The organism is Gemmobacter lanyuensis, assembly GCF_014652355.1.
GTDB lineage: Bacteria > Pseudomonadota > Alphaproteobacteria > Rhodobacterales > Rhodobacteraceae > Gemmobacter > Gemmobacter lanyuensis.
On record NZ_BMYQ01000011.1, the window covers coordinates 22,562 to 42,748 of the forward strand.

Here is a 20,187-nt window from a genome sequence, read left to right on the forward strand (position 1 = left end):
GAGGCGCCATGACCCAGAATCAGCATCTTTATATCGCGGGCCGCTGGCAGTCCGGCATCTCGACGATCGAGAACCGCAACCCGTCCGACCTGTCGGACCTGATCGGCCATTATGACCAGGCCAGCGCCGAGCAGCTGGATCAGGCGCTGGACGCGGCGCGGGCGGCCCAGCCGGTCTGGTGGGCGGCCGGCATCCAGAAACGCCATGACGTGCTGATGGCCATCGGCACCGAGCTGATGGCCCGCGCCGGGGAAATCGGCCGCATCATCGCGCGCGAGGAAGGCAAGCCCTTGGCCGAGGGCAAGGGCGAGACCTATCGCGCCGGCCAGTTCTTTACCTATTACGCGGCGGAATGTCTGCGCAATCAGGGCGATCTGGCCGAAAGCGTGCGCCCCGGCATCGAGATCGACGTGCGGCGCGAGCCGGTGGGCGTGGTAGCGATCGTCAGCCCGTGGAATTTCCCGGTGGCGACGCCAGCATGGAAGATCGCGCCCGCGCTGGCCTTTGGCAATGCCGTGGTCTGGAAGCCCGCCAACCTGACCCCCGCCAGTGCGGTCGCGCTGGCCGAAATCATCGCGCGGCAGGATATTCCGCCGGGCTTGTTCAACCTGGTGCTGGGTTCGGGCCGCGAGGTCGGGCAGCGGCTGGTCGAAAGCCCCAAGGTGGATGCGATCAGCTTTACCGGCTCGGTGGGTGTCGGGCGCGGCATCGCGGCCGCAGCCGTGGCCAACATGACCAAGGTGCAGATGGAGATGGGGTCCAAGAACCCCATGCTCATCATGGACGATTGTGATCTGGATCTGGCCGTCACTCATGCCGCCAATGCGGCCTTTGGCGGGACGGGGCAGAAATGCACCGCAGCCAGCCGGCTGATCGTGCATTCCGCGATCCATGACCAGTTCGCGGAGCGGCTGGTCGCGGCGACCAAGGCGTTCAAGGTCGGCCACGCGCTGCAAGACGGCACCCAGATTGGCCCGGTGGTCAGCGAAAGCCAGCTTGCCCAGAACCTCGCCTATGTCGAAAAGGGCCGCGCCGAGGGCGCAGAGCTGCTGTGCGGCGGCGACCGTGTGGAACGCGAGACCCAGGGCTATTTCATGGCCCCTGCCGTGCTGGCCGGAACCCGCAATGACATGACCGTCAACCGCGAGGAAATGTTCGCACCGATTACCTGCCTGATCAAGGCCGACAACTATGCGGAGGCGCTGTCCATCGCCAATGACAGCCAGTTCGGCCTGACCGCCGGGATCATGACCCGCAGCCTCTCGCGCGCCAGTCATTTCCGCGCTAACATGCGGGCGGGCTGCGTCATGGTGAACCTGCCCACCGCCGGCACCGATTACCATGTGCCCTTTGGCGGACGCGGCACGTCCAGCTTTGGTTCGCGCGAACAGGGACGCTACGCAGCCGAGTTCTACACCAGCGTGAAGACCGCCTATGTCGCCGCGGGGGCGCCGGAATGACGCCGCTGATCGACGGCCTGCAATACGCCAACTGGTCGGAAAAGATCTTTCGCCAGATGCGCGCCGGTGGCGTGGATGCGGTGCATGTCACCATCACCTATCACGAGACCTTCCGCGAGACGGTGCAGGTGATCGAACGCTGGAACCGATGGTTCGAGCTGTTCCCCGACCTGATCTTTCAGGGGCGGACAGCCGCCGATGTGAGCCGCGCCCGCGACACCGGGCGCACCGCGATCTTCTTCGGCTCGCAGAATCCGTCCTGCATCGAGGACGACATCGGCCTGGTCGAGGTGCTGCACACGCTAGGCCTGAGGTTCATGCAACTGACCTACAACAATCAGTCGCTGCTGGCCTCGGGCTGCTACGAAGACACCGACAGCGGGTTGACCCGCATGGGCCGCGCCGTGGTTTCCGAGATGAACCGCGTCGGCATGGTCGTGGACATGAGCCATTCGGCCGAACGTTCCACGCTCGAGGCGATTGAGCATTCGACGCGGCCGATCACCATCAGCCACGCCAATCTGCACAGCTGGCACCCGGCGCTGCGCAACAAGTCGGATACGCTGCTGCGCGCGCTTGGCCAATCCGGCGGGTTTCTGGGTCTGTCGGTGTATCCGCATCACCTCAAGGGCGGCAGCGCCTGCACGCTTCAGGACTGGTGCGACATGGTGGCCCGCGCGCTGGATCTGGTCGGTCCCCGTCAGGTTGGGATCGGTACCGATCTGTGCCAAGACCAGCCCGACAGCATCGTCGAATGGATGCGAACCGGGCGTTGGACCAAGACGGTGGATTACGGCGAAGGCAGTGCCGATGCGCCGGGGTTTCCGCCGATGCCCGCATGGTTCCACGACAACCGCGATTTCGGCAGCCTCCGCGCGGGGCTCAAGGCGGCAGGGCTGGATCTCGCTGCTATCGACGGCGTGATGGGCGGCAATTGGCATCGCTTTTTTGAGATCAGTTTCGGCCCCGCTGAGATGCCACAAACACTATCGAGGCGCGCTGTCGGTTGACGGCGGCCCCATGACACAACGTTCAGGGAGGAACGACATGGCAGATATTTCGATGGAGGGAGGACGCAGCGCCCTGCAGCGGATCAACAGACCGCTGTTCGCGCTGTCGGGTGGGTTTATCCTGCTGTTTTGCCTATACGCGCTGGTGGACCTTGACGGGCTTTCGGCGGCGGTTGACTGGGGTTTTGCCGTTTCGGCCAAGTACTTCGGCCTTTACTGGCAGATCCTGATGCTGGCCACATTCTTGATCAGCCTTGTCCTTTGCGCGCTGCCTGGCGGTCGCGCGCGCCTTGGCGGGCTGTCGATGCCCGAGTTCAAGACCTTCAACTGGGCGTCGATGATCATGTGCACGCTGCTGGCCGGTGGCGGCGTGTTCTGGGCCGCAGGGGAGCCGATCGCGCATTTCCTGTCCACCCCGCCGCTGTTCGGCGAGGCGCCGACCGATCTTCAGGCCCGCGCCAATATTGCAATGGCGCAAAGCTTTCTGCATTGGGGCTTTTTGGCCTGGGCGATCCTCGGTTCGCTTTCGGGCGTCATGCTGATGCATTACCACTATGACAAAGGCCTGCCGCTGGCGCCGCGCACGCTGCTCTATCCCGTGTTCGGCGACCGGGCGATCAACGGTCCCATCGGCCTGATTGCGGACGCCACCTGCATCGTCGCCGTGGTTGCGGGCACGGTCGGGCCGATCGGTTTCCTTGGTCTGCAGATGTCTTATGGCATCAATGCACTGACCGGCATTCCCGATACCTTCGCCACGCAGGCCGTGGTGATCATGGCGCTGGTCGCGGTCTATACGCTGTCGGCCATTTCGGGCCTGGCCAAGGGTATCCAGATGCTGTCCACGCTGAACGTGATCCTGGCGCTCGGCCTTCTGGTCTTCCTTCTGGTATTCGGGCCGACCACGGCCATGCTGACCAGCTTCTTCGGCGGCATGGGCGTCTATCTTGAGAACTTCTTCCAGATGTCGATGTATCGCGGCGAGGCGGGGATGTTCGGCGAACCCGGCTGGCTGGGCTGGTGGACCGTGTTCTTCTGGGGCTGGTTCATGGGCTATGGTCCGCTGATGGCGATCTTCATCGCCCGGGTCAGCCGTGGCCGGTCGATCCGCCAGATCGTCCTCATGCTGTCAATTGCGGCACCGCTGATCACCAATTTCTGGTTCACCATTATCGGCGGGTCGGGCATCGCCTTCGAAATGGCCTCGCCCGGGGTCATTGCCGGACCGTTCGAGGGCTTCAACCTGCCCGCCGCGCTGCTGGCAATCACCAGCGCCATGCCGGCCGGGTTCATCCTGTCGATCCTGTTTCTGATCCTGACCATGATCTTTGTGGCCACCACCAGCGATTCGATGAGCTATGTGATCTCGGCGGCGATGTCCGAGGGCGAACCCTCAGTTGCGCTGCGCGCCTTCTGGGGGATTGCCATGGGGGTGATGGCGCTAATCCTGATCTCGACCGGGTCGGGCGGCATTGGCAAGCTGCAAAGCTTCATCGTCGTGACGGCAGTTCCGGTATCGATCATCCTGCTGCCATCGCTATGGGACGCGCTGCGAATCACCCTGATGCTGGGCCGCAAGGCCTGAGTCTTCGCCCGGGGGCGCCAGCCCCCGGGCCATACGGAACCGGAGAAGAAGATGAACCGCATGTTGCCCCAACCGACCGGCGATCTGGCCCGGTTCCGCCGTTCGCCAGATCAAGTGATGACGCTTGCTCGCATGGGGGCCGCCCATCCGACGCGGCTTTCGTTCCTGCGCCAGTTGCTGCGCCGAATGGAAAGCGAAGGCTGGCGCTTTGACCGCCCGCTGTGGGACATCAATGCGAAGGGTGTCGGCCGCGCGGTCTATCGCGCCATCGGCCCCGTCCGCACCTACAGCCTGGTGGCCTTTGCCCATGACCTGCCTGACGAGATGCGGTCCGACAGAGTGATTGCCACCGCCTGGGACGCGACCTTTGCCCTGTTCGATGGTAACCCCACGCGCGAGGATATTGCGCGGCTCGAAGCCAATGTCCCCCTGCAGGAGGCGGGCCGGATCACCCCGCACGAGCTGTCGCTCAGCCGCGCCAACCGCTCCGTCCGGCTGTTTGCACATGTGGTTGACCGGCTGGCGCAGGGCGAACAGCCCGACCCGGCCGAGGTCGCCGCCGTCGGCTATCTGATGCGCACCACCGCCGTCTATGGCGCGGGCAAGTTCGGCGCCGCCGACCGTTCGATCATCGCCGACCGGCCGGAAATGGCGGCCCCTTTCCAGGCCGAGATGCTCAGCGTCTGGCTTACCCGCCAGTTCACCACCGACCTTGTTGAACATCTGGCGGCATCGAGGGGCGGCGAGCGCGCGGCGCGGCTGGATCCTGCCACCCGCCGCATCCTTGGCGTTGGTAATTCCACCGGCCTCGGCATGGCACCGTTCCTTGTGCGCCATCCGGTTCTCATGAACAACTGGATGCGCGCACGGGAAGAAGCGCTAGCCCGCGTCCGCGCCCTGCCGACAGCCGATGGCGACACCATTCAGTCCCTGAATGCTGCGCTGGCCGAGGCCCGTCGCAACGCCGGACTGTGGCAGTCCGAGCACCCCATCCAGGTTGCAAAGCTGAAGGATCTCGATGCCGATCTGGACCTGATAGCAAGCAAGCTTACGAACTGGCCCCGAACTTCACCTTATCCGTGGGACGATCTTTGGCGCTGGGGCGAGGTCACGCTGACGCTGGAGGGGCAAGAGGCTCTTCTGTCCCTGATGCTGGAACCGCATGGAAAGCTCATCGACGATCTCGGCCCGACCATGTCCGCTGACGAGGCCATTGCAGCGCGCATCGATGGTGCAATGACCGTCGAGACCCTGCGTCGGCTGATCCGCGAGCATTTCCGCTGGGCGCTGGATATCGACTTCCGTGATTCCGCGAACGATGCCCGCTTCTGGTATGTGTCTGAGGAAAAGCTCGAACCGCGGTTGGGCGAACGTCACAGCGAAGACGGTGCCGAATTGGAACAACCGCTCTGCATCGCCCGGCTGGTGCAGGAGCTGCACATCGCACTTCAAGGTGAAGACGGTGACACGACCGTCGCCGCCTTCCTGATGCGCCACCCCGGCCAGCGCTATGCTGCTCGGCGGGTGCAGATTGCCGAAGGCCACCCCTTCGCCGAAGTGCGTGACAACCTGATCGGCAAGGACATGCTGCCCATCGACCTGATGCGCTGCAAGCTGGCCTTCTTCGGCGCCAGCCGCTTTGATCCGCGGTCCGACAAATGGGTCCGTATCAGCATGTTCCAGGACATGCCCTATCCCGATGAAATGGCCGGGAGGAGTCGGTGATGTCCTTGACGGAAGCCCATGATCCGACAGCCTCGGCGACGACCTTTCCCGAACATCCCGCGCTGCTGACCCGATTGTCGCGCAACGAAGTGGAAACCCTGTGCTTGAAGGCCGCACGCGGTGCCGGCATGCCATGGGGGCTGGCCGAGGAAGCCGGCTTCGCGGCCGGCTGGTTGGCTGCCCGCAGTATTGATGGTCCGGCGGCCCTGCTGGCCCATCTTGCGGCGCGGCCTTCGGGAGGTGGTGCCCTGACCATCTCTGGCCGGATCTGGGCGGCGCAGGACGGGCGCGCGCTTTGCCCGATCACGGCCGGCGCGTCGCTTGACGACCACGCGGGCCTGCCGGAAGGCGTTTCTGCCGCGCCTGTCATGGTCGGGGCGTTGCGTCATCCGGTGCTTGCCGTTCCACATCTGGCGCGAATCGCCAAGGCGATCAATGCGGCGATCGAAATCGGTTGGAACGGCGAAAAGGCCTATATTTCGGCCGACGGTGAGGTGGATCCGGCACAGCTGACCGCGCTTTCCAAGCTGCAGGAAGCACAGGTTGTGCTGGTGACGTGCCGGGCGGAACACAGGATCGCGCCCCCTGCCCCCGACATGTGCCCTCTCTCGGCAGAGACGCTAGCCGGACTCAACGCGCTGTCAATGCGCACGACAGTTCCGGCATCCGAAACCTCGCGCCGGGGCGCTGGCGCGATGGTCAGCGACAATGACTGAAACCGAAGGAAGAATTATGACATTGACCCGCCTCAATCCCGGCCCCCGCATGAGCGAGGCCGTCACGGTCGGCGACATCGTCTTTCTGGCCGGGCAGGTGCCCGACGATCTGACGGCGGACATCACGACCCAGACCCGGCAGGTTCTGGCGAATGTCGATGCCGTGATGGCAGAACTGGGCGGCAGCAAGGCCGACATCGCGTCGGTCCAGGTCTGGCTGGCCGACATGGCGGATTTCGCTGGGATGAACGCCGTCTGGGACGCCTGGGTCGATCTGGGCAACCCTCCGGCCCGGGCGACAGGTGGCGTTGCTCTGGCGCGTGCAGGTATGCGCGTCGAGATGATCGTCGTCGCCCGTAATCCTAGGCGTCTTTAGGCTCACATCCGGTTGATCTCCGCTCGGCTGCTGGTCGATGCCGATTTGGGAGCGCAGACTATGCCGCGAAATAGAACAGACCCGGCTGATGCGCCGGGTCAGCCCTTGTATCTCCAACGGCTGCGCATGGATAGGCCGTCAAAGCATCACTCAAGGCTTGTGAGTGCTCGAGTGGCTGGCAATGATCCAAGCCGCACGAGCGTGCATGCGTTTACGACCGGAATCGATGAACAGGATTGATCACCCCGCTCAAAAAGAAGCGGCACCCAAAGGTGCCGCAGTTTGCAGATCGTTACCGGTCTGCAGGGAGATCAAGTCACAGTGGATGCTATGAACTGCCAATGGCTGACGGAGCCAGCGTTCTCAAATCCGTGGTTGGGTCCCGCACCAGATTGGGCTGAACAGTTTGGCCCGCCTCGATTATCCGCTTGCCGACCATGTAGGCCCGCGGGTCGTTCATGGCGTCGACGGCCAATAGCCGTTTTCCCCCGAAGTACCAAACTGAGGCAGAGCCACCTTGGCCGAGCCGTTCAACCACCTGGTCGTATCCAGAATTCAGCCCGGCGATCTGGAGCTTGGTATCGTACTGGTCAGACCAGAACCAGGGTTTCGCGACATAGGTCATGCCGGTGCCAACCATGTTCTGGGCGACGCATTCGGCATGATCGATTGCGTGTCCAACGCTCTCAAGCCGCATGCGCCCGCTGCTGTGCGGAAACGAGGCGCAATCGCCTGCGGCCCATATTGAGGGATCCGAGGTTCGGCCCAGGGCGTCTGTCCAGATGCCGTTCTCAACTTTGAGACCGGCCGTTTCTGCAAGGGCGGTCGCTGGTTCCACACCAACCCCGACCAGCACGAAATCGGCGGCGATCTCCCTTCCGTCCGCCAATACGGCTGCTCGCACTCTGTCATCACCAAGAAGATGATCCAGTTTGGTGCTCTCGAGTACTCGCACCCCATGGTCTGTGTGGAGTTTGCGGAAGTAGTCGGCCGTTGCCGCAGACGCCACCCTCTGAAGAATACGCGGCGCGGCCTCAATGAGCGTAACCTCAAGGCCAAGGCTGGTGGCGACTGCGGCGGCTTCGAGCCCGACGTAGCCGCCTCCCACGATCAAAAGCCTCCGGCCTTCCACGAATTCCGGTGCCATTGCATCAATGTCGGCCAAGCCGCGCATGACGTACACACCGCCTAGGCTTCCCCCGATCCGTGCCGGCAGGCGTCGTGGAATGGAACCGGTTGTAAGAGCCAGCTGGCTATAGGCGAGCACGTCTCCGCCAACCTTTAGGGTCTTGGCAGCGGGGTCGATGTCGCTCACCCACTGGCCAAGTCGAAGATCAATGCCGTTATCGGCGTAGAAGTTCTTCGGCCTCACAAAAAGGCGCTCGGGGTGTTGATTTTCACCCAGAACTGAGCCGGTTTTTTCACCGAGAAGTGAGCCACCTCTGATTATGGATTTCGGTTCATGCTGGGGTCAAGGGCGGGTTTGTCTCCTTCTTTTTCTTGGCAGCTGATGCAGCAGCTGAGCTTGCCTTGAAGCGGAAGCTGTCGTTTCCGGTCTCAAGGATGTGGCAGCGGTGGGTGAGACGATCGAGCAACGCGGTAGTCATCTTGGCGTCGCCAAAGACGGTGGCCCATTCGCTGAAGCTGAGGTTGGTGGTGATCACGACGCTGGTGCGCTCGTAGAGTTTGCTCAGCAGATGGAACAGCAGCGCGCCGCCAGATGCGCTGAACGGCAGGTAGCCCAACTCGTTCAGGATGACGAGGTCGAGCTTGGTCATGCCTTCGGCGATCTGGCCGGCCTTGCCTTTGGCCTTTTCCTGTTCGAGGGCGTTGACCAGTTCGATGGTCGAGAAGAAGCGGACCTTGCGGCGGTGATGTTCGATGGCCTGGATGCCAAGGGCAGTGGCGACATGGGTCTTGCCGGTTCCCGGGCCGCCGATCAGAACAACATTTTGGGCACCGTCCATGAACTCGCAGCGATGCAGTGTCCGGACGGTGGCTTCGTTCACCTCGCTGGTAGCAAAGTCGAAGCCCGAGAGGTCCTTGTAGGCCGGGAACCGCGCGGACTTCATGTGATAGGCGATGGAACGCACCTCACGTTCGGCCAGTTCGGCCTTCAGCAGTTGTGACAGCATTGGGATGGCGGCTTCAAAAGCTGGCGCGCCTTGTTCGATCAGGTCGGTCACGGCTTGAGCCATGCCATACATTTTGAGGCTGCGCAGCATGATGACGATGGCGCCGGCGGCGGGATCATGACGCATGGCGGCCTCCGGCGATCTGACTGCGCAGGCCGTCATAGCGTTCGACATTGGCCTTGGGTTCGCGATGCAAGGCCAGTGCTTGCGGGGTATCCAGAGGCGGACCGCCCACCACCTTGCCGTCGATCAGCCGGTGCAACAGGTTCAGCACATGGGTTTTGGTGGGCACGCCCTCAGCCAACGACATTTCTACTGCGGTCAGCACAGCCTGCTCATCGTGATGCAGCACCAATGCGAGGATATCCACCATTTCCCGATCGCCACCGGGCTTGCGCAACATGTGATCCTGCAACTGTCTGAACGCGTGCGGCAATTCCAGAAAGGGTGCGCCGTTTCTGAGAGATCCAGGCTTGCGCTGGACGACCGCCAGATAATGTCGCCAGTCGTAAATGGTCCGCTGCGGCAGGTGGTGGCTGCGTTCGATGATCCTCACATGCTCGCACAGGATGCTCCCCTCGGCCGCCACGACCAGCCGGTCGGGATAGATCCGCAGGCTGACAGGCCGGTTCGCAAACGACGCCGGGACGCTGTAGCGATTGCGCTCAAAGCTGATCAGGCAGGTGGGCGAGACGCGCTTGCTCAGCTCGATGAAGCCGTCAAAGGCGACAGGCAGCGGCATCAGGGCCACCTGCTCTTCAGCCCAGACATCGGCGATGGTGCCGGGCTGTTTGCCATGAGCCGTCTGCCGCCACAGTTCTTGGCAACGCTGCTCCAGCCATGCATTCAACGCGGCAAGGTCCGGGAAGTCTGGCATGCCTTGCAACATCTGGTGGCGGGAATCCCGAACGTTCTTCTCGACTTGCCCCTTCTCCCATCCCGCGGCGGGATTGCAGAACTCAGGCTCGTAGACATAGTGGTTCGTCATGGCCAGAAAGCGGAGGTTTACCTGCCGCTCCTTGCCACGGCCAACCCGATCAACCGCCGTCTTCATGTTGTCATAGATCCCACGTCCGGGGACGCCGCCAAAAACCCGGAACGCGTGCCAATGGGCATCGAACAGCATCTCGTGGGTCTGCAAGGGATAGGCCCGCAGCAAAAAGGCCCGGCTGTGCGACAGCTTGATATGCGCCATCTGCAGCTTCGTGCGTTCGCCGCCCAGAACCGCAAACTCCTCGCTCCAGTCGAACTGGAAGGCATCGCCAGGAGCAAAATACAGCGGCACAAAGGTCCCGCGCCCCGTCGTCTGCTGTTCGTGCTGCCGATCCGCCTTCCACTTGCGCGCAAATGCTGCCACCCGGGCATATGAGCCTGTGAAGCCAAGAACCACGAGATCGGCGTGCAACTGCTTGATGGTCCGTCGTTCCTTGCGCGACTTGCCAGCTTCGGTCTTCAGCCAGCCGGCCAGCTTCTCGGCAAAAGGGTCGATCTTGCTCTGTCGGTCTGGCGTCGCGAACTTCGGCTCGATCGTGTTCGCCGCCAGATGCTTGCTCACGGTATTCCGCGACACGCCCGTCAGCCGTGAAATCTCCCGGATCGACAGCTTCTGCCGCAAGTGCATCCGGCGGATGATGTTCAATAGTCCCATGTGGATCACTCCGTTGCCCCCGCCGCTCAAAGCTTCGGGGAAAGGTTCACATGGCTCAGTTCTCAGTAAAAATTATGCGCCTAACCGGCTCAGTTCTGGGTGAAAATCAACACTCCGGCGTCTCGGACGGCGCAGAGACGATCCAGCCCGGCAGCGGGGGCAACATCGGCAAGGTTTCCAAAGGCTCGGTGCGCGGTTTTCCCATGCTGGTAGCCTACATTGTGACGGCGCTTTCTACCAGGTAAATGCACCAATAGCGCCGTAGCTTTGTCAGCGCTAATATGTCCAATAATCTTGCATTATCGGACCCAATGAGGATAGGCTCGGCGATATGGAGAAAGCACCCTCAGAGCCGCGACAACGCCCCGATCGCCATGAAGGAAGCGACAGCGCTGATCTGGAGCGCGATACGATCGCCCTGCCGTCCCATGTCGCTAGCTCGGGCACGCTCGACCGCCTGGTCGAAACCGCGCGGGACTATGCCCAGGCCGCGGCCTCTGAGAACACGCTGAAGGCCTATGCCAAGGACTGGGCCCATTTCGCCCGCTGGTGCCGGATGCGCGGTGCGGACCCCCTGCCCGCTTCGCCCCAGGTGATTGGGCTCTACATCGCCGATCTGGCAGCACCGGGCGGCAAGGCCCCTGCCCTTTCGGTGTCGTCCATCGAACGCCGCCTCTCGGGTCTTGCCTGGGGCTACACGCAGCGCGGGGAGCGCCTCGACCGCAAGGACCGCCACATTGCCAGCGTCCTGGCGGGCATCCGCCGCAAGCATGCACGGCCACCCCGACAGAAAGAAGCGATCCTGCCGGAAGACCTGCGCGACATGCTGGCCACCCTGCCCCACGACCTGCGGGGCCTGCGAGATCGGGCGATCCTGCTGATCGGCTTCGCCGGCGGGTTGCGCCGGTCGGAGATCGTCAGCCTCGACCACGGCAAGGACGACACAGCCGATTCCGGTGGCTGGGTCGAGGTGCTGGACGATGGTGCGTTGATCACCCTGCGCGGCAAGACCGGCTGGCGCGAGGTGGAAGTCGCCCGCGGGTCGAGCGATCAGACTTGCCCGGTCCATGCCCTGAGCCAGTGGCTGCACTACGGACGCATCGACTTCGGGCCGGTCTTCGTGGCTGTCAGCCGCAACGGGCTGAAAGCAACCTCCGAACGGCTCTCCGACAAGCATGTCGCCAGGCTGATCAAGTCCTGCGTTCGCGAGGCGGGCCTGCGCCCCGATCTGCCCGAGGCAGAGCGTGTCCGGCTCTTTTCCGGCCATTCCCTGCGGGCCGGCCTCGCTTCCTCGGCCGAGGTCGACGAGCGCTACGTGCAAAAGCAGCTTGGCCATGCCTCGGCCGAGATGACCCGGCGCTACCAGCGCCGCCGCGACAGGTTTCGCGTCAACCTGACCAAGGCGGCCGGGCTCTGACCACCACCAGCGCCTTTCCTTCATCCGGAATATCCGTATAATCCGGACCAGAGACCAAGGAACCTGCCATGAAAACCATGTCCGCCACCCTCGCCAGCAAGGAATTCGGCCGCTTCATTGACGCCGCGCAGCGTGAACCCGTTCTGCTCACCAGGAAAGACCGTCCCGTCGCCGTCACGGTGTCGGTGGCCGATTGGGAGGAGCTGACCGCCCTGCGCATCGAGCGCGGCATTACAGCCGGCCTCGCTGATGTTGCCGCGGGGCGTGTCACGGAGATGACCGAAGCTGCCCTTGAGCAACGCCTTGCGCGCTTCCGGACGCAGCCCCCCGAAGCATGAAGGTCTTCCTGACCCAGACCGCCGAGGACTGCCTCTGGACAATCTGGGACCATGACCGGCTCTATTCCGAGGCGCTCGCGGAGGCTTTCCAGCGCGACATCGACCGCTTCATCCGGAATGCCATCGGCGCGAACCCCGAGATCGGCCATCTCTGGCACGCCCCACGTGGCATTCGACGACTGATCTTCCGGCGCCGTCATAACATCTTCTACACCCTGCGCGCCGACGTAGCTTTCGTCCTGTTCGTCTTCGACGGCCGTATGGACATCAACCAGCAGATCGCGGAGTCCGGGCTCGACGTTGACGCTCTGATTGCGCCATCCGACGACTGAGCAAGGTTGGGCGTGGGGCCAATCGGTCGTTTATTGCTGGCATAAGAAATTGCAAACGGCCTGTTTTGATGCCCCTGATCGGCTACGCCCGCGTCTCGACCGAGGATCAGACCCCCCTGCCCCAGTCGCAGGCCCTGAAATCCGCGGGCTGCGTCGAGATCCACGAGGAGCAGGCCTCGGGCGGCAATCGTGCGTGACCGGTGCTTGCGCGGGTGTTGGAACGCATCGGCAAGGGCGACACGCTGGTCGTCGTGCGGATCGACCGTCTCGCGCGATCCCTCTCGCATCTGCTGGAGGTGATCGAGCGGCTGGAAGCCAAGGGCGCCTTCTTCCGCTCGCTCATGGACCCGATCGACACGTCTTCCCCGCAGGGCAAATTCACTCTCCAGGTCCTGGGCGCCGCACGCACCAAGGCCGGACTGGCCAGCGCACGGACCAAAGGCAGGGTCGGCGGTAACCCGGGCCTGCGCGCCCGTGATCCGGCGGCGCTGCGCAAGGTCCGGCTGGCGCGGCAGGACGGCTACATGGAAAGCCTGAACGAGACGGCGCAGGACTGGGTGCCCCATGTGCGACGCCTGCGGCCCGACATGGCCTGGGAAGACGTACTGCGGATCGTCAACGGCCCCCTGCCCCGCGAGCGCCAATGGACGCAAAGCCGTCTGCTCCGCGCCGTTAATGCCTATGTCCGCGACGGCTTTCTTCCCGACACCGTGCTGGTCCGCGCCGGCCGTCGCGAGACTGACGACCGCCTTCCCGCAATCGTCGCCGCTATCAAGGGCGCGGACCCCGACATTACGCTTCAGGCGATCTGCACCCGACTGGAAGCGATGCGCGAACGAACGCCACGTGGGCGGACAAGCTGGCAGCCTTCTTCGGTGAAAATGCTGCTGGAGCGGGCGGAGAAGCTGGGGCTAATGCTTTGACGATTCGAAAGTGCGCTCATCCTTAGAAGGCAGTACTGGCGGGCGCACCACAACATTTAGCAAGCGTGAACTCTGCTTGATCTGGTAGAAGTTCTTGTTTTTCAATGTCATGACGGTCAGTAAGGCTGATGACACGCCCGCTCATCCGTCAGCATCAGCCACGAGCTGTAGAATTTTCTTGCACCACTGCCAGACATGACGCATTTATTGTCGTAGCGGAAAATCGCGAGAATTGCGGTTTTCTGCGCTACAAAGAAAATGTCGCTCCAAGGGGCACAGTGAGTGTGGGTAAACCGCACCACGATCTAGATGAGGGCAGTATGACCGAAGAGCGTGTTTTTGCAGAGCTTCAGAGCGACGCATCCACACTGCATGAGTCTATCCGGATGCATCTGGAGCGCAATTTTGCGCCTGACGCCAGGAAGTACTTGAGAAGCTTTTCATCGACAGAAGCGGCCGAATTTCTTGGGCTCGCGCCTGGTCACCTGCGCAAACTCCACGCGGAGGACAAGATCCCTGACGTCCCGCTCGATGAGCGTGGACGGAAACTGTACTCGGCCGACGACCTTGCACAGATCCGTTTGGCTCTGGCGCGAACCACGCGCGACCCTTCGCTTTATCTACGTGGGCGGGTCGGATCAGAGCCGCTGCAGATTATATCTTGCGTGTCGTTCAAGGGCGGGTCAGCGAAGACGACCACAGCGGCATATCTCAGCCAATGGTATGCCCTGCACGGCTACCGGGTGCTGGTGATCGACATGGACCCGCAGGCCTCGCTTTCGTCGATGACCGGTTTGCGGCCTGAAATCGACTTCACGCATCAAGGCACGATCTATGATGCCATCCGGTATGAGAACCCTGTGCCGATGAGCGAGGTGGTGCGGAAAACCTACTTCCACGGCCTGGACATAGCCGCAGGTGGCCTGATCCTGTCGGAATACGAGACCGAGACCCCCTACGCCCTTCGCCGTGGCTCCGAGCCACCCTTTTACCTGCGGCTTCGCGAAGCAATCCTCTCGGTTGAAGCCAGCTATGATCTGGTGTTCATCGATTGCCCCCCGCAGCTTGGGTTCTTGACCCTCTCGGCTCTTGTGGCCTCGTCTTCGATCATCATTCCAGTGGTGCCGAACTTTATCGACGTGGCATCCTTGGCCCAGTTTCTGACCATGACCTCATCCTTGCTCGATACGATCAGGGAAGCAGGAATGACGTTGGAATACGACTTTCTCCGCTACCTGGTCTCTCGCTTCGAACCTTCGGACGGGCCGCAAGCGCAGGTTGCCGGATTGCTACGCGCCAACTTTGGCAAACGCGTGATGACCGAGACGTTCCTGAAGTCCACCGCCGTCTCGGACGCAGGCCTTACACATCAGACGCTGTTCGAAGTCGGTCGAGGTAGCATGAACCGCAACACTTATGACCGCGCGATGGAATCGATCAACGCTGTCGCGCGGGAGATGGAACAAGACATCCACAGAGCATGGGGGCGCGGCTGAGATGGCTAGGAAGAACATGTTCGAAGGCATCACTCCTGTCCCTCGGCCGGAAGAAGATGCAAATGCACCCCTGCCCCGCCCGACCGCCAAGATGCCAGAGGTGTTTCAAAGTGCTGGGCCGATCGCAGCCATCCGCAACGATCTGCGCAGTGTCGGGGCTCGATCAGTGCAGGACATCGATCCCGAACTGATTGAAGACACCGGGTTAAAGGATCGCATCGGAGCGCTAGACGACGACATCGCCGACCTGCGCGAAAGCATTTCCAAACACGGCCAGCAGGTTCCGATCCTGTTGCGACCGCACCCGAAACTGAGCGGTCGGTATCAGGTGGTTTACGGGCGCCGCAGGCTTGCCGCAATCCGTGGCTTGGGAACGCCGGTCAAGGCGCTGATCCGCACCCTTTCCGACGAAGAGGCGGTCCTGGCGCAGGGCCAGGAAAACAACCTTCGCAAGGACCCGTCCTTCATCGAGAAAGCCTTGTTTGCGGGCGACTTGGAGGAGGCGGGTTACGATGCGCGCGTGGTTCAGGACGCGCTGAACGTGAACCGCAGCCACACGTCGCACATGCGTAAGGTGCGCGAGGCATTTCCGAGACAAGTGCTGGAACGCATCGGTGCCGCGCCCTCGATCGGATGGAAACGCTGGTACGAACTCGCCGTTGTGGTACTTGAGAAGAAGATCGACGTTCTTTCCGTCCACCCTGCCCCCTTCCCTGAAGGTTCCAGCTCAGACGAGCGATTTGCGGCCTGGGTGAAAGCTCTTCCAAAGGCGGATACCCCTAAGGAGAAACGCCAAGAGAAGGGCACAACGCCCTTCACGCTGATGGCACAGGATGGGTCCGCCCTGGGAGAGGTCGCCCTTACCAAAGGGGCATTGGGCTTCCGGCCATCGGCGCAACATAGGGGTTTCGCGGCTTGGCTGCATGCAAATGCGGATGACGTCTTTTCACGCCTGCATGAAGAATTTCTCAGTCAGTCCAAGAAGAAGGACTGATGGAATGCAACGAAAACAACAGAGGAGCAGTGTCGGAAAAGGATAGGCCTCCCGAATGGAAACCACCCGGAAGGCCCGCGCAAAACACAGGGCGCCAACCCTGAGAATGCTCATCTTCTAGCACGAGCAGACTAGCGCAGGCCCGAATCGCACGCAACATCGCTTCGCGGTGATCTGATATCTTTTATCCTTTTTCTGGAGAAGAACGGACACCGACAGGCAGGGTTGCAAGGTCTTCACTCGGCTGACCCGAGCGTTCCGCCGGATTCAACATGGAACATGTCATGTCTTCGCCCGTGCAGCGGCACGTTCGGCGCACCAATTCCTCATATCTGAACGACCGCAGCAATGTGACGCCGGTTAAGGCGGAGGACGCGCGCTGGTCGCTTCTGGATTTGGTACGCCGTTGCCGCAAACCTCTTGGTCTGAGAGACCGTGACGTTGCGGTTCTGCGAGGCCTTCTGTCGTTCGTGCCCCAGTCGGCCGACCCAAACTCACTTGTTGTCTTTGCCTCCAACAGGGCGTTGATCGAGCGCTGTGACGGTATCGACGAACGCACACTAAGGCGCCGCCTCACCAATTTGAAGGCAAACGGATTGCTGGCTCGAAAGTCGAGCCCGAACGGAAAGCGATATCGGGTACAGGATGAGTGTGCCGAAGCCAAACTAACCTACGGCATCGACCTCGCGCCGCTGTTCGCCATCCGCGATCACCTCATCGCACTTGCAGAAGAATGCTCCCGAGAAGAAATTCGGTGCAAAGCGCTCCGATCAGTGATCAGGGACATTCTTTACCACAGGGCTGCGACCATTCAGCCCGCACTGCACGACCTTGCGTGCCGCTCACTGCGTCGTTCATTGTCTTCGGACCAACTGGCCGGTCTCATTCAGGAACTACAGGAAAACCTTCCTCAGACAGGCGCTGAGACATCGTCCGTTGCAGATGCAGTGACCGTCAGCGACAGACAAAATGACCGGCACATTCAGAAGTCAAAGAAAGAAAACTATGAATCTGAAGTTGCGCCTGAGAAAGTAAGCACAGCCAATCGAACCAGCTATCCAAGAAGCACTGATGTCGGACAAACCAACGATATCACGGTGTCTGAGTGCATGGCCCTGGCCAAGAATGCAGCATCCTTCGCTTCCGTAACTGCAAAGGATTGGGGCGATGTCATTCGATTGTCCGACACCCTTGCTCCGGCGATTGGACTAGCGAGAACCGACGTAGAGACTGCTCGAAAAGCGATGGGAGCGCTTGGCTCAGCACTCGCCATTCTTGGTATTACTGAGGCGTTCGACAGAATCCGGCAACCGAGGGCCTATCTACAAGCGCTAACCAATCGGGCAGCCAGTGAAAGCATGGACTTCGTCCGTATGTTCCGCTCGCTCACAACCTGCCGCGCCCCGTCAGCGCGTAGTATGACCATTGCTTGATGTATACCCGGGTAAACATAACCCCCTCTTGCTCCACGTATACCCCGGTAAACATGCCGCCCGCTTTGAGAGAGAAAGGTTGGGGGTTGGAGGGGTGACGGGAAGCGAGATCGGGAGAGTGGCTTCCGGCGCCCGTCGTGGAGAAGATCTGATGGCGAAAGCAGCCCAGAAAATCACCCTGTCCCCGTCGCGGGATATCCCCTTCGATAAGCTCGTGCTGAGCCAGTCTAACGTACGGCGCATCAAGGCCGGCGTGTCGGTTGAAGAACTTGCCGAGGACATCGCCCGCCGCGGGCTTCTGCAGAGCCTGAACGTGCGGCCGATGCTAGATGCCGAGGGCGTCGAAACCGGGCTGTTCGAGATCCCGGCCGGTGGTCGTTGTTTCCAGGCGCTGTCACTGCTGGTGAAGCAGAAGCGGCTGGCCAAGACTGCGCCGATCCCCTGCATCGTGCGAGATTCTGGTTCGGAGATCCTAGCCGAGGATGACTCGCTGGCGGAGAACATGCAGCGCGTTGCCCTGCATCCGCTCGACCATTTCCGCGCATTCCAGGCCCTGCGCGAGAAAGGTCAGGGCGAGGAATCAATCGCGGCAGCTTTCTTCGTCACGCCGCAGATCGTGAAGCAGCGCCTGAGACTCGCCTCCGTCGCCCCTACCCTTCTCGAGGTCTATGCCGATGACGGCATGACGCTCGAGCAGCTGACGGCTTTCACGGTGAACCCCGACCACGGGCGTCAGGTCCAGGTCTGGGACGCGGTGAGGAACTCCTGGAACAAGGAGCCCTACGCCATCCGGCGCATGCTGACGGAGACCACGGTCCGGGCCTCGGATCGTCGCACGGTCTTCGTCGGTGTCGATGCCTATGAGGCGGCAGGTGGCGTCGTCCTGCGCGATCTGTTTCAGGGCGACGAAGGTGGCTGGCTCGAGGACCCTGCCCTTTTGGACCGGCTGGTTGCCGAGAAGCTCCAGGCCGAAGCCGAGGCTCTGGTCTCCGAGGGCTGGAAGTGGATCGAGGTCGCGGCCGACCTGCCCTACTGCTACAGCCACGGTCTGCGGCGTCTGGCCGGTGATCCCGCCCCGATGATCGACGAGGAAAGCGCGGCACACGCTTCGCTGCTCGCCGAGTATCGTGCGCTGGAAGAGGAATACTCCGGTCAGGACGAATACCCCGAAGAGATCGATGCGCGGCTCGGTCAGCTCGAAATGGCGATGGAAGCGCTCGAGCAGCGGCCCTTGATCTACGATCCAACCGAGGTCGGGCGCGCGGGCGTCTTCGTCACGCTGGATCGGAACGGCAGTCTCGCGGTCTATCGTGGCTATGTCCGGCCCGAGGACGAGCCGCGCGAGGAAACCGCGGTCCAGGATGGTGATGGCGCGGATGATATGGGGCAGGGGGGTGATGTCGGTGTTTCCAGCTGGAAACCCTCGGAGACCTCTGTCGGCGGCACCGTCATCACTTCGGGTGGTCAGCCGATCGGTGCTGACCTGTCGGAGGAAGAAGATGACGGCGCGTTGAAGCCGCTGCCCGAGCGGTTGGTCATGGAACTGACGGCCCACCGGACCCTCGCACTCCGCGAGGCCATCGGGCGTTCCCCCGACGTGGCGCTAACGCTGCTGCTTCTGAAGCTGGTGACGGACACCTTCCGCACCTCCTTGGGCACGGGCAGTTGCCTCGAAGTCTCTGTCCGCCACGTCTACATGTCGGCGCAGGCACCGAACCTGAAGGACAGCGTGGTGGCGAAGCTGGTCGACGAGCGTCACGCAGCTTGGGAGACCGATCTGCCCCTCGGCGACGATGCCGTGCTTTGGGACTATCTGACCGTGCTCGATCAGGGCAGCCGTCTGGCACTCTTGGCGCATTGCCTCAGCTTCGGGGTCAACGCGCTCCATGAGAAGGTGAACCCCTAGCGCCGCTTGATCCGACGTGCCCCAATCGCGGTAGACCGCGTCCACGTCGGTCAGCATCAGCAGGACTTCGGCCTTCAGAGCCTTGGCCAGCAGGGCGGCGGTGCGGTCCTTGTCGATCACCGCCTCGACGCCACGCATCTTCCCGTCCGGACCGCGCGTCACCGGGATGCCGCCCCCGCCGGCGCAGATCACGCTGACCCCGGCCTCGACCAGCAGCCGGATCGGGGTGATCCCGAGGATCGCGACCGGCAGGGGCGAGGGCACGACGCGCCGCAACCCGCCCGAGGCTTCTGCAACCATCGACCATTGGTGCTCGGCCCGGACCAGCCCGGCTTCCTCGGCAGTGTAGACCGGGCCGATGGGCTTGGTCGGCTGGTCGAAGGCCGGATCCGCCGGGTCGACCTCGACGCGGGTCAGAAGCGTGGCGACGTTGGAGCCTGCGGGAAGGGCGTTCATCAGTTCCTGCTCGATCAGGTAGCCGATCATGCCTTCGGTCTCCGCCCCCAGCACATCCAGCGGCCAGGGGGTATCGGGTGCGAAGCTGGCTGCCTGCAACGCCATCAGACCGACCTGGGGGCCGTTGCCATGGGCCACGACGATCTGGTGATCGCGCGCAAGGTCGGCCAGTGCCGCCGCCGCGATGCGGACATTGGTGTGCTGCGCCTCGGCCGTCATCGGCTGTGTTTCGGCGTG

At 62.4% G+C, this 20,187-nt stretch carries 16 protein-coding genes and 3 pseudogenes; 15 read left to right on the plus strand and 4 right to left on the minus strand.

Annotation, left to right across the window (positions count from 1 at the left end; genetic code table 11):
• Positions 1-8: 8 nt before the first annotated feature.
• Genes IE101_RS14985 through IE101_RS15010 form a run of 6 tightly spaced genes read left to right on the plus strand, consistent with a single transcriptional unit; the run spans position 9 to position 6,872 of the window.
• Positions 9-1,460, plus strand: a complete 1,452-nt coding sequence (locus tag IE101_RS14985) for an aldehyde dehydrogenase family protein (RefSeq protein WP_189634657.1) — start codon at positions 9-11, stop codon at positions 1,458-1,460.
• On the plus strand, positions 1,457-2,470 hold the full coding sequence (locus IE101_RS14990; RefSeq protein WP_108129942.1) for a membrane dipeptidase: 1,014 nt from the start codon (positions 1,457-1,459) through the stop codon (positions 2,468-2,470). The genes IE101_RS14985 and IE101_RS14990 overlap by 4 nt, the downstream gene beginning before the upstream one ends.
• A gap of 37 nt (positions 2,471-2,507) precedes the next feature.
• Entirely contained in the window at positions 2,508-4,055 is a 1,548-nt protein-coding gene (locus tag IE101_RS14995) for a BCCT family transporter (protein ID WP_189634658.1), read from the plus strand.
• A gap of 51 nt (positions 4,056-4,106) precedes the next feature.
• Positions 4,107-5,780 carry a hypothetical protein gene (locus tag IE101_RS15000; protein ID WP_229804211.1) on the plus strand — a complete coding sequence of 558 codons (1,674 nt, stop codon included), beginning with the start codon at positions 4,107-4,109 and terminating at the stop codon, positions 5,778-5,780.
• Positions 5,780-6,496, plus strand: coding sequence for a DUF3726 domain-containing protein (locus tag IE101_RS15005; RefSeq protein WP_189634659.1), 717 nt, complete (start codon positions 5,780-5,782; stop codon positions 6,494-6,496). Before IE101_RS15000 ends, IE101_RS15005 begins: the two co-directional genes overlap by 1 nt.
• Positions 6,497-6,512: 16 nt before the next feature.
• Positions 6,513-6,872, plus strand: a complete 360-nt coding sequence (locus IE101_RS15010; protein WP_119136345.1) for a RidA family protein — start codon at positions 6,513-6,515, stop codon at positions 6,870-6,872.
• Positions 6,873-7,200: 328 nt separating this feature from the next.
• On the opposite strand, the pseudogene IE101_RS15015 reads toward IE101_RS15010, so the two are convergent.
• The 3 genes and pseudogenes from IE101_RS15015 to istA form a co-directional block, all read right to left on the minus strand.
• Positions 7,201-8,280 (minus strand): annotated as a pseudogene (locus IE101_RS15015) (NAD(P)/FAD-dependent oxidoreductase); the annotation flags it as partial.
• Between the two features lie 52 nt (positions 8,281-8,332).
• A complete protein-coding gene (istB, locus tag IE101_RS15020; protein ID WP_189634660.1) occupies positions 8,333-9,133 on the minus strand; it encodes an IS21-like element helper ATPase IstB in 801 nt (266 codons plus the stop codon).
• On the minus strand, positions 9,123-10,655 hold the full coding sequence (istA, locus tag IE101_RS15025) for an IS21 family transposase (RefSeq protein ID WP_189634661.1): 1,533 nt from the start codon (positions 10,653-10,655) through the stop codon (positions 9,123-9,125). Before istA ends, istB begins: the two co-directional genes overlap by 11 nt.
• 50 nt (positions 10,656-10,705) lie before the next feature.
• Here istA and IE101_RS15030 point away from each other — a divergent pair, with 50 nt between their 5' ends.
• From IE101_RS15030 to IE101_RS15070, 9 genes and pseudogenes are all read left to right on the plus strand, one after another.
• Positions 10,706-10,900 (plus strand): hypothetical protein, encoded by a 195-nt coding sequence (locus IE101_RS15030; protein ID WP_189634662.1) that lies wholly within the window; start codon positions 10,706-10,708, stop codon positions 10,898-10,900.
• Positions 10,901-10,986: 86 nt separating this feature from the next.
• Positions 10,987-12,072, plus strand: a complete 1,086-nt coding sequence (locus IE101_RS15035; protein WP_189634663.1) for a tyrosine-type recombinase/integrase — start codon at positions 10,987-10,989, stop codon at positions 12,070-12,072.
• A 68-nt stretch (positions 12,073-12,140) separates the two neighbouring features.
• The gene (locus IE101_RS15040) at positions 12,141-12,410 is read left to right on the plus strand and encodes a type II toxin-antitoxin system Phd/YefM family antitoxin (RefSeq protein WP_189634664.1); all 270 of its coding nucleotides are present in this window, start codon (positions 12,141-12,143) and stop codon (positions 12,408-12,410) included.
• Positions 12,407-12,742, plus strand: a complete 336-nt coding sequence (locus IE101_RS15045) for a type II toxin-antitoxin system RelE/ParE family toxin (RefSeq protein ID WP_189634665.1) — start codon at positions 12,407-12,409, stop codon at positions 12,740-12,742. Before IE101_RS15040 ends, IE101_RS15045 begins: the two co-directional genes overlap by 4 nt.
• 68 nt (positions 12,743-12,810) lie before the next feature.
• Positions 12,811-13,665: pseudogene (locus tag IE101_RS15050) on the plus strand (recombinase family protein).
• Positions 13,666-13,985: 320 nt separating this feature from the next.
• Positions 13,986-15,161, plus strand: coding sequence for a plasmid partitioning protein RepA (gene repA / locus IE101_RS15055; RefSeq protein ID WP_189634666.1), 1,176 nt, complete (start codon positions 13,986-13,988; stop codon positions 15,159-15,161).
• Between the two features lie 16 nt (positions 15,162-15,177).
• Complete coding sequence (repB, locus tag IE101_RS15060; protein ID WP_189634667.1) at positions 15,178-16,155, plus strand: plasmid partitioning protein RepB; 978 nt, start codon at positions 15,178-15,180, stop codon at positions 16,153-16,155.
• A gap of 272 nt (positions 16,156-16,427) precedes the next feature.
• Positions 16,428-17,588, plus strand: coding sequence for a plasmid replication protein RepC (repC, locus tag IE101_RS15065; RefSeq protein ID WP_189634668.1), 1,161 nt, complete (start codon positions 16,428-16,430; stop codon positions 17,586-17,588).
• 151 nt (positions 17,589-17,739) lie between these two features.
• Entirely contained in the window at positions 17,740-19,494 is a 1,755-nt protein-coding gene (locus IE101_RS15070; protein WP_229804212.1) for a ParB/RepB/Spo0J family partition protein, read from the plus strand.
• Between the two features lie 21 nt (positions 19,495-19,515).
• Here IE101_RS15070 and IE101_RS15075 read toward each other — a convergent pair.
• Positions 19,516-20,169, minus strand: a pseudogene (locus tag IE101_RS15075) (amino acid kinase family protein); the annotation flags it as partial.
• Positions 20,170-20,187 lie beyond the last annotated feature (18 nt).